Origin of the sequence: uncultured Cyclobacterium sp., assembly GCF_963976465.1 — a bacterium.
Taxonomy (GTDB): domain Bacteria; phylum Bacteroidota; class Bacteroidia; order Cytophagales; family Cyclobacteriaceae; genus Cyclobacterium.
Genome location: NZ_CAXBOC010000172.1, coordinates 1 through 9,810, shown reverse-complemented (window position 1 = coordinate 9,810; position 9,810 = coordinate 1). Strand labels below are relative to the sequence as shown.

The following is a 9,810-nucleotide window of genomic DNA, read 5'->3' as shown; positions in this document are numbered from 1 at the left end:
AAAGCAGGATACAGGGAAATCTCAATCTCAAAATATTTTAAGGGTTTTACAATTTAGAACTAAGATAAACCTTTCCTTACTCCTTTCAATAAAAACAAACAATTTTCAGCAAAAATCATATCGCTCTTTCTTTTAATGGAGAAGTTTTCACACCTAAAAAACACCACCAATGGGGTAAACAAAGAATCTACCAATACAAAGGATTTTTCTGGAAAAATTAATCCTTTGTAGTAATTTAAAACTTAAATAATAGTAATTAATTTGGCTTTAAAGGTAGCCGTAGGTTCTATCTTTTAAAATTAATTGATAAAAAACAGGCATCTTATATACGAAAAACAAGAATTCTTATTCTTGAAATCAAAAATAGTTATTAAATTCTTTGACAATTTAATAATTTAACCAGATCTTTATTTTGGAATTAACAATTAACTTAATAAAAAATGGATAAAATTTTAGATATTGACAATGTAGACCTGAAAATAATTTCACTACTCAACAAAGATGCTAAAACCCCATATACCGAGATCGCTAAAAAGGTATTCGTTTCTTCCGGGACTGTTCATGTAAGAATGAGAAAGTTGGAGGACCTTGGGGTTGTTAAGAGCGCAACTTTGAACATTGACTATTCTAAACTAGGTTACGATATTTCTGCATTCCTCGGGATTTACTTAGAAAAAAGCTCCTTATACGATACGGTTATTGAGAAACTAAAAGATATATCAGAGGTCATCAATGCTTATTATACTACCGGTAATTATAGCATCTTCGCCAAAATCATTTGTAAAGACACCAATCATTTAAGAGACGTACTAAACAAAATTCAGTTAGTGGAAGGGATTGACAGGACAGAAACCCTAATTGTTCTTGAAGAAAGTATCAATAGGCCAATTCATTTAATTACCGATAAAAAATAAACTTAAATTAATTATTAAGATTAAATCTAAATAAATTTTTTATTTAGATTTTCATATATTGTATATGGTTTTTTCAATATTCACTATTGAATTCAATAGTATTTTTTAAAATATCAAAGTACTGAAAATCAGGTTTTTAAGGTCCTAAAAAATATTTTTATATTATTTGACCACTTTTAGAACAATAAAAAATAGATTAATGTTGTATATTTGTGGTTCAAAATATAATTAGTCTAAATAACTCTTTTTTATGAGCAAGGACAATGAAATCTTAGAAGAATTTACATCCAAAGAATATGAGCATGGCTGGTCAGTTGATTATGAAACTGATGAGGCTCCTATTGGTTTAAATGAAAACATCATTCGATGGATTTCTTCAAAAAAAGAAGAGCCAAAATGGCTCTTAGATTGGCGCCTTAAAGCTTTTGAACAGTGGAGTAAGATGGAAGAGCCTACTTGGGCAAATGTTCAATATCCTAAAGTAGACCTTCAATCATTGAGGTTTTATTCAGCTCCAAAACAAAAAAGCAAGCCAAAAAGTATCAGTGATGTTGATCCTGAACTTTTGAAAATTTATGAAAGACTTGGTATTTCATTAAATGAACAAAAAAGACTTCAAGGAGTAGCTGTAGATGTGGTATTGGATTCAGTATCAGTCGGAACTACCTTTAAGGAGACCCTTTCAAAACTTGGTGTAATCTTTTGTTCTTTTAGTGAGGCAGTGAAAGAGCACCCGGAATTGGTCAAAAAGTACCTGGGATCTGTTGTTCCTGCTACTGACAATTATTATGCTGCCCTTAACGCAGCTGTATTTTCAGATGGTTCATTTTGTTATATACCCAAAGGTGTGCGCTGCCCAATGGAGCTGTCCACCTATTTTAGAATTAATGCTGCCAATACCGGTCAATTTGAAAGAACGCTAATTGTTGCAGAAGATCAGTCTTACGTTTCTTATTTGGAAGGTTGCACTGCACCTCAAAGAGACGAGAATCAACTTCATGCTGCGGTTGTAGAGATATATGCCAAAGAAAATGCAGAGGTAAAATACTCCACTGTTCAAAATTGGTATCCTGGGGATAAAGATGGAAAAGGAGGCATATACAATTTTGTAACAAAAAGAGGAATATGTGCCGGCGACAACTCAAAAATTTCATGGACTCAGGTAGAAACCGGTTCAGCAGTCACTTGGAAATACCCATCTTGTATTCTTAAAGGAAACAACTCAATAGGAGAGTTTTATTCTGTTGCTGTAACAAATAACTACCAACAAGCAGATACGGGAACTAAAATGATTCATATTGGAAAAAACACACGTTCCAGAATCGTTTCTAAAGGAATTTCCGCGGGCAAGTCCCAGAATTCTTACAGGGGTCAGGTGCAGGTTATGAAAAGAGCCAGCAACGCTCGTAATTTCTCTCAATGTGATTCACTTTTGATGGGAGATAAATGTGGAGCACATACTTTCCCTTATATAGATATTCAAAATTCTTCTGCCAAGGTAGAGCACGAAGCCACTACCTCAAAAATTGGAGAAGATCAAATCTTCTATTGCAACCAAAGAGGGATTAGCTCTGAAGATGCTGTAGCCTTGATTGTTAACGGTTATGCAAAGGAAGTGCTCAATCAACTTCCAATGGAGTTTGCTGTAGAGGCCCAAAAACTATTGGCTCTTACTTTGGAAGGAAGCGTAGGATAAAAAATTAGAAAAATGTTATCAATAAAAAATTTACATGCTGCAATTGAAGGCAGCCCGATATTGAATGGTATAAACCTTGAAATCAAACCTGGGGAAGTACATGCCATCATGGGACCAAATGGTTCAGGAAAATCCACTTTAGCTTCAGTTTTGGCTGGACGTGAGGAATATGAGGTCACCGAAGGTTCTGTAACCTTTAAAGGTAAGGACATATTGGAACTGAGCCCGGAAGATAGGGCGAGAGAAGGTGTGTTTTTAGCATTTCAGTACCCTGTGGAAATACCGGGAGTAAGCTCTACAAATTTCCTTAGAACGGCTGTAAACCAAGTAAGAGAGTACAGAGGTGAAAGCCCATTGGATGCAGTAAAATTCCTTTCATTGATGAAAGAGAAGATGAAATTGGTCGAAATTGACCAGAAATTATTGAGTAGGGCTTTGAATGAAGGCTTTTCTGGTGGAGAAAAGAAAAAGAATGAAATTTTTCAGATGGCCATGTTGGAACCTTCCCTTTCTATATTGGATGAAACTGATTCCGGTTTAGATATTGATGCCCTTAAAGTGGTAGCCAACGGAGTCAATCAGCTAAAATCAAAAGACAATGCGACGATAGTTGTTACACACTATCAGCGTTTGCTGGATTATATCGTCCCGGATTATGTACATGTATTGTACAAGGGTAAAATTGTGAAATCCGGAACTAAAGAATTGGCCTTAGAACTTGAAGCCAAAGGTTACGACTGGATCAAGGATGAATTATCAGGAGCAACGGTTTAGTTTTAATCCAAGATTATAATTTCTAATGACATTATCAACAAAGAAAGATCATAAACTGGTAGAATTATTCCTTTCTAAGCAGGCGGATTTAAACGATTCAAACCCTTTCAAGGAATTGAAAACGGAGGCAAAATCATCGCTTAATGCTACCGGTTTTCCTACTTTGAAAGAAGAGGAATATAAATATACAAATATCACCAAGCGGGTCATTGACAAGATAGAAAATTATTCTTCTCCCCAATCAATTGATAACCTTGCTGAGATAATCAAAAACAATCAGTTGATCAATACACTTGATGGGTATACACTTGTCAGGAATAATGGTCTATTTGATCCTTCATTATCCAATTACAAGGATGCAGCGTTTTCTGTAAAGCCCTTTTCTGAATTGGATGAAGAACAAGCTAGTGAAATTGGATCCATCGAAACGATTGATAAAGATGCCTTCACCGCATTAAACGCTTATTGCTTTGAATCTGGAATCCGAATTGACATTCCTGATGGCTTGATTATCGAAAAGCCCATAGTAGTGGTGGATTTTGTTAACACAGACGCTACCGGCCAATGTGTTCAACCTAGGGCCTTTTACCATGCAGGCAAAAACAGTCAGGCTACAGTCATAGAAATAACGGTTTACTTGAACGAGTCCACTGTTTTCCTCAATGAGGTGGCTGAATGGAATGTTGAAGACAATGCGCATATCAGACATTATAAGCTTCAAGACGGTCATAAATCAGAACTTGGGGTTAGCAATACGGGGACAGAAATCGCTCGGGATGCCACCTTTACTTCTGTGTTATTGAGTTTAAGTGGGGAAATGCTAAGAAATAACCTTAGTCTCAATATCAACGCAAGCAATTGTGTGGGTAATATGTATGGCCTCTACCTACTGAATGGAAAAACGCATGTTGACAACCATACCAATGTGGACCACAAAATGCCTCATTCAGAATCGAATGAGCTGTACAAAGGAATTTTAACGGACCATTCCAGAGGTGTTTTCAACGGAAAGATCTTTGTAAGACAGGATGCCCAGAAAACAAATGCGTTTCAGCAAAACAACAATATTTTGTTGTCAGAGGATGCGACTTTAAACACCAAACCACAACTTGAGATTTGGGCAGATGATGTGAAATGCTCTCATGGCTGTACTACCGGTCAACTGGATGAAGAGGCTCTCTTTTACCTTAGAGCAAGGGGCATAGGCAAAAAAAGCGCAAAATCATTGCTGCTATACGCATTTGCAGGAGAAGTTCTGGACCATATCACCAATGAATCCTTTAAAAATTACTGTGAAAAAATAGTACATGAACGACTTGGAGGCAGCCATTAAAAATAATTCAGGAATTATAGTTGAAAATAAGGTCAGGGAATATTTCCCTATACTTCATCAAGAAGTAAATGGAAGGCCTCTGGCCTATTTTGACAATGCTGCAACCACGCAAAAGCCCATTCAAGTGATTGAAGCTTTGCGAAAATACTATGAATTAGACAATTCAAATATTCACAGGGGAGCGCATACCTTGGCTTCCAGGTCCACAGATTACTTTGAAAACACCCGGCATCTAGTAAAAGATTTTATTAATGCTCCTTCGTCAGAAGAAGTTATTATTACCAAGGGAACAACAGAAAGTATCAATTTGGTAGCAAGTACATTTGGAAGGGCTTTTATAGAAAAGGGAGATGAAATTGTCATTTCCACCCTAGAGCACCATTCTAATATAGTACCTTGGCAAATCTTATGTGAAGAAAAAGGAGCGATCTTAAAAATAATCCCAATTCACGACAATGGTGAATTGGACATGGATGCCTACCGTCAATTGCTTTCTGAAAAGACCAAGCTGGTGGCCGTTGTCCATGCATCCAATGCTTTGGGTACCATCAACCCTATCAAAGATATGATCAGGCAAGCCCATACCGTTGGGGCGAAATTCCTTATGGACGGCGCACAAAGTACAGCTCATATGGATATAGACGTGCAGGATTTGGATTGTGATTTTTTCGCTTTCTCTGCACACAAGGTCTATGGCCCTACCGGGGTAGGATTTTTGTATGGGAAACGAGCGCTTTTAGAAGCTATGCCCCCTTATCAAGGAGGAGGAGAAATGATTAAGGAAGTCAGCTTTGAAAAAACAACCTTTAATGATCTGCCTTATAAATTTGAAGCAGGAACACCTAATATTGGAGATGTAATTGCCTTTGGTGAAGCCATCAAATTTGTAAATAATCTGGGTAAAGAGGCCATAAGAAATCATGAAAATGAGCTATTGAAGCATGCTGTGGAAAGAAGCAGGGAAATTAGAGGGTTTATTCCCATAGGCACCGCAAAAGAAAAAGTTAGCGTATTAAGCTTTGGAATTAATAACATTCATCCCTTTGATGTAGGCTTGATGTTGGATGCTTCAGGTATTGCCGTTAGAACCGGTCACCATTGCACCCAGCCACTTATGGATAGGTTACAAGTAGAGGGAACTGTCAGGGCTTCTTTTGCTGTTTACAATACCATAGAAGAAATTGACAGGCTAATTGAGAGCTTGAAAAGAATCTCAAAAAGGAAAAATTAATGTCAGAAATAAACAGTATTCAAGAAGAAATAATTGGTGAATTTGAAATTCTTGGTGATGACAAGGAATCCACTATTTATTATATCATGGAACTTGGAGACCAATTGCCTGAATTTCCTGAAAAAGATAAAATCGAGGACAATATCATCAAAGGTTGCCAATCAAAGGTTTGGTTAACAAGTAGTTTAGAAGAGGGAAAGGTTCACTTTCAAGCTGATTCCAATACCGATATCACCAAAGGTTTAATCAGTCTTTTGATTAGGGTGCTTTCCGGGCAACCGGCCAATGAAATCATCAATGCAGACCTTTACTTTATAGAGAAGATCGGTATGGGTAATATCATCGGTTCACAGCGTTCCAATGGTCTTACTGCGATGATCAAACAAATGAAATTATTTGCAATAGCTTATAAAGCCAAAATTAATGCATAAACCAGCTATGGAAAATAAAGAGCAGTCAACGGATGATCAAGAAGCCTTAAAGGGGAAGGTCATCAACGCCATAAAAGATGTATACGATCCTGAAATTCCGGTAGACGTATATGAGCTTGGCCTGATCTATGAGATAACTGTTTACCCTGTAAACAATGTTTATATTTTAATGACACTTACTTCTCCCAATTGTCCCGCAGCGGAATCTATACCTTCAGAGGTAAAAGAAAGTGTTGGAAGTATTGAAGGAGTAAATAATGTAGAAGTAGAACTCACTTTTGACCCACCTTATTCTCAAGACATGATGTCGGAGGTTGCGAAGTTAGAATTGGGATTTTTATAAAAATACAATAAAAAAAAACTAATATGTATCCAGAAGAATTGATTGCACCAATGCGTGCAGAGCTTACAGAAGCAGGTTTTAAGGAATTCAAGTCCGCTCAGGATGTAGAAGATCACCTTAGTGAGCATAAAGGGACTACCTTTATCGTAGTAAATTCAGTATGTGGATGTGCAGCAGGTGCAGCCCGTCCGGGTGTTAGAGCCGCATTGGAAAAAGCCTCCAAGCAACCTGATGTATTGGCAACAGTTTTCGCCGGTAACGATGCAGATGCAGTTGCGAAATTTAGAGAATTGGTTCTTCCTTATCCTCCCTCCTCACCAGCCATGGCATTATTTAAAGATGGAGAGTTGGTTCATTTCATTGAGCGACACCACATTGAAGGAAGAAATGCCCAAATGATCGGGGATCACTTGGTTGAGGTTTTCGAACATTTTTGTTAAAGAGTGCCCTTTTAGGGCATTTTTTATTCATGTACAAAACATTAATCAACTCTTGAAATAAATTTTGTCAATTCAACAGAAAATAATTTGAATTGATGAATTTATGGATACAATAATTGCTATACTGAGGAAGTTAACACTTTATTCCAAATATAATTTTTATTTCGAAAACACTTTCCTACAGCATTTGCGTTATGTTTTTAAAAAATATTGCACAAATTTTACTAAATTGTATTCAAATTTATTTTAACTGTATAAGTTAGGAACTTTATAAAATCATTTAATAATAAACACATGTCGGATATTGCTAAACTATCCTTTAAAGGTAAAGAATATGATCTTCCAGTCACCGAAGGTACAGAAAATGAAATTGCGGTTGATATTGCGAAATTACGTGGTCAATCGGGGTTAATTACCATTGATCCGGGTTTTAAAAATACCGGATCGACCAAAAGTGCCATTACGTTTTTGGATGGGGAGAAAGGTATTTTAAGGTATAGAGGCTATAATATTGAAGACTTAGCAGAAAATTCTAATTTCTTAGAAGTTTCATATTTGTTGATAAATGGTGAATTACCAACCACAGAGCAGTACAATGATTTTGCAGGAAGGATCACAAACCACACCTTGGTACATGAAGACATCAAGAAGATTCTTGACGGATTTCCATCCGTAGCTCATCCGATGGGTGTACTTTCTTCATTAATTTGCTCACTTACTGCATTTTATCCAAATTCATTGGATCCAAACAATACCGATGAGGAAATTAAGCTAAGCATGGTTAGGTTATTGGCTAAAATGCCAACCTTTGCTGCTTGGGCTTATAAAAACAAAATGGGACATCCTGTAAATTACCCTGACAATAGCCTTGATTATTGTGGTAATTTCATGAAAATGATGTTCTCCTTGCCTTCTGAGAAATATGAAATAGATCCTGTTATTTCAAAAGCCTTGGATAAATTATTGATTCTTCATGCAGATCATGAACAAAACTGTTCTACATCTACAGTAAGAATTGTAGGTTCTTCACAGGCCAGTATTTATGCATCCATTTCTGCAGGTATTAATGCGCTTTGGGGACCACTTCATGGAGGTGCCAATCAATCTGTAATTGAAATGCTCGAAGCAATTAAGGCAGATGGTGGTGATTCTAAGAAATACTTAGAGAAAGCTAAAGACAAAAATGATCCATTTAGATTAATGGGTTTTGGACACAGGGTTTACAAAAACTTTGATCCAAGGGCTAAAATCATCAAGAAGGCTGCTGATGATGTATTAGAGAAATTAGGTATCAATGATCCTGTTTTAGACATCGCCAAAGAACTTGAAAGTGCTGCCTTAAATGATCAGTACTTTGTAGATAGAAAACTTTATCCTAATGTTGATTTCTACTCAGGAATCATTTACAGGGCTTTGGGTATCCCTACTGATATGTTTACCGTAATGTTTGCCTTGGGAAGACTCCCGGGTTGGATCGCACAATGGAAAGAAATGCGTGAAAACAATGAACCAATTGGTAGACCAAGGCAAGTCTACGTAGGCAATACAGAAAGACCTTTCGTACCTATTGATAAAAGATAATCCAAAGTTTTTAGATTAAATAAAAAAAGGGTCTAAAGACCCTTTTTTTATTCCTTTTCAAAATATAATTTAGTAAAATCAGCTGATAATCAGAATATATTTTACAAACTGCTTAGCAATAGTTGTAAGCTAAGTTAATTTTTCTTACCTTTGCAACTTATTTAAAATATACATTTTTCTCCTACGCCGTGGGGTTCCTTATTGTTGATCGACACTGGGATATTTGGGAATACCGTGGCTTTGAGAAGTAAGGAACATTTCATGGAAAAAGAAATATTATTTTCAGACCTTGGGGTTTCGGAAGAAATCTTAAGGGCAGTGGAAGATATGGGCTATACCCAACCTTCCCCCATTCAAGCACAAACCATCCCCTTATTATTACAAGGAGCCGATGTTATTGGTCAGGCTCAAACAGGCACCGGTAAGACCGCAGCCTTCGGGATTCCAATTATTGATCGCATTGACAGCAATAACAAGAAACCACAGGCCCTAATTTTGTGCCCCACAAGAGAGCTTGCTGTCCAAGTAGAAGGTGAGATCGTTAAACTTACCAAATACAATAGGAAAATTTCTTCTACCTGTATTTACGGTGGCGAATCTATAGACAGACAAATTAGAAGTTTAAAAAAAGGCGTTCAAATTGTGGTGGGTACTCCCGGCAGAATCATGGACCATATGGATAGAAGAACCTTGGACCTAAGCCAGGTTAGCATCATTGTGTTGGATGAAGCTGATGAAATGCTAGACATGGGTTTTAGAGATGACATTGAAAAAATACTTAGTTCTATGCCTATCGAAAGGCAAACAGTATTCTTTTCTGCTACCATGCCCAAGCCAATTTTAGAGCTTACTAGAAAATACCAAACAGAGCCTGAGATCATCAAGGTATTAAGAAAAGAGCTTACAGTTGAAAATATTTCTCAATTGTACTTTGATGTAAGATCTGGATTAAAAACGGATTTAATAAGCAGACTTATTAACCTTCACCAGTATAAACTGAGTGTAATTTTCTGTAACACCAAAAGGGTTACAGATGAAGTAACCGAAGAGCTAACAGCGAAGGGTAT

The 9,810-nt window shown here is 36.8% G+C and carries 10 protein-coding genes; all 10 read left to right on the top strand.

The genetic code is table 11. The features are described from left to right. The first annotated feature begins 440 nt into the window (after positions 1-440). Entirely contained in the window at positions 441-914 is a 474-nt protein-coding gene (locus AAC037_RS11305; RefSeq protein ID WP_014022680.1) for an Lrp/AsnC ligand binding domain-containing protein, read from the top strand. A gap of 250 nt (positions 915-1,164) precedes the next feature. Then, positions 1,165-2,610 (top strand): Fe-S cluster assembly protein SufB, encoded by a 1,446-nt coding sequence (gene sufB, locus AAC037_RS11300; RefSeq protein WP_339903093.1) that lies wholly within the window; start codon positions 1,165-1,167, stop codon positions 2,608-2,610. A gap of 12 nt (positions 2,611-2,622) precedes the next feature. Next, positions 2,623-3,384, top strand: coding sequence for a Fe-S cluster assembly ATPase SufC (gene sufC, locus AAC037_RS11295; protein ID WP_014022682.1), 762 nt, complete (start codon positions 2,623-2,625; stop codon positions 3,382-3,384). A gap of 25 nt (positions 3,385-3,409) precedes the next feature. Continuing rightward, positions 3,410-4,717: a Fe-S cluster assembly protein SufD gene (gene sufD, locus AAC037_RS11290; RefSeq protein WP_339903092.1), complete on the top strand. Its 1,308-nt coding sequence runs from the start codon at positions 3,410-3,412 to the stop codon at positions 4,715-4,717. Next, a complete protein-coding gene (locus AAC037_RS11285; protein ID WP_339903091.1) occupies positions 4,692-5,948 on the top strand; it encodes a cysteine desulfurase in 1,257 nt (418 codons plus the stop codon). The genes sufD and AAC037_RS11285 overlap by 26 nt, the downstream gene beginning before the upstream one ends. Continuing rightward, a complete protein-coding gene (locus AAC037_RS11280) occupies positions 5,948-6,379 on the top strand; it encodes a SufE family protein (protein ID WP_339903090.1) in 432 nt (143 codons plus the stop codon). The genes AAC037_RS11285 and AAC037_RS11280 overlap by 1 nt, the downstream gene beginning before the upstream one ends. Next, entirely contained in the window at positions 6,372-6,722 is a 351-nt protein-coding gene (locus AAC037_RS11275) for a DUF59 domain-containing protein (protein ID WP_339903089.1), read from the top strand. The genes AAC037_RS11280 and AAC037_RS11275 overlap by 8 nt, the downstream gene beginning before the upstream one ends. 23 nt (positions 6,723-6,745) lie before the next feature. After that, on the top strand, positions 6,746-7,162 hold the full coding sequence (locus AAC037_RS11270) for a BrxA/BrxB family bacilliredoxin (RefSeq protein ID WP_014022687.1): 417 nt from the start codon (positions 6,746-6,748) through the stop codon (positions 7,160-7,162). Positions 7,163-7,456: 294 nt separating this feature from the next. Beyond that, on the top strand, positions 7,457-8,743 hold the full coding sequence (locus AAC037_RS11265; protein WP_339903088.1) for a citrate synthase: 1,287 nt from the start codon (positions 7,457-7,459) through the stop codon (positions 8,741-8,743). A gap of 261 nt (positions 8,744-9,004) precedes the next feature. Further along, the coding region (locus AAC037_RS11260; protein WP_339903087.1) for a DEAD/DEAH box helicase at positions 9,005-9,810 on the top strand (806 nt) is incomplete at its 3' end.